General features: G+C 45.3%; 1 rRNA gene. It reads right to left on the bottom strand.

From position 1 onward, the window contains the following. Nucleotides 1-393: ribosomal RNA gene (locus AAIG11_RS17960) — 23S ribosomal RNA — on the bottom strand; the annotation flags it as partial.

The following is a 393-nucleotide window of genomic DNA, read 5'->3' as shown; positions in this document are numbered from 1 at the left end:
CCTTGGGTTTTCGACGGGCAGGTTTCTCACCTGCCTCTCGTTACTCATGCCAACATTCTCTCTTGTGTGCAGTCCACCTAACTTTACAGTTAAACTTCTCCCCGCACACATTGCTCGCCTACCATGCCAATGAAATGAATCACACTCTGAATCGATGGTGCGTTCTTATCTTCAAAGGTTATTTTAGTGCAAGCTTCCAGCTGACTAAAACCATTGTCAGCTTACACTGCAATACGCTTCTTTTCAGAACATGATTCATTTCATTGGCATCCAAAACTTCGGTGGTATGTTTTAGCCCCGGTTATTTTCGGCGCAGGATCCCTGGACCAGTGAGCTATTACGCACTCTTTAAATGTATGGCTGCTTCTAAGCCAACATCCTGGTTGTCTTTGC

Origin of the sequence: Anoxynatronum sibiricum (genome assembly GCF_039414295.1) — a bacterium.
GTDB classification, from domain to species: Bacteria; Bacillota; Clostridia; order Peptostreptococcales; family Tindalliaceae; genus Anoxynatronum; species Anoxynatronum sibiricum.
Note: the sequence above shows the minus strand (reverse complement) of the source record. Positions and strands in the feature narration are given on the sequence as shown.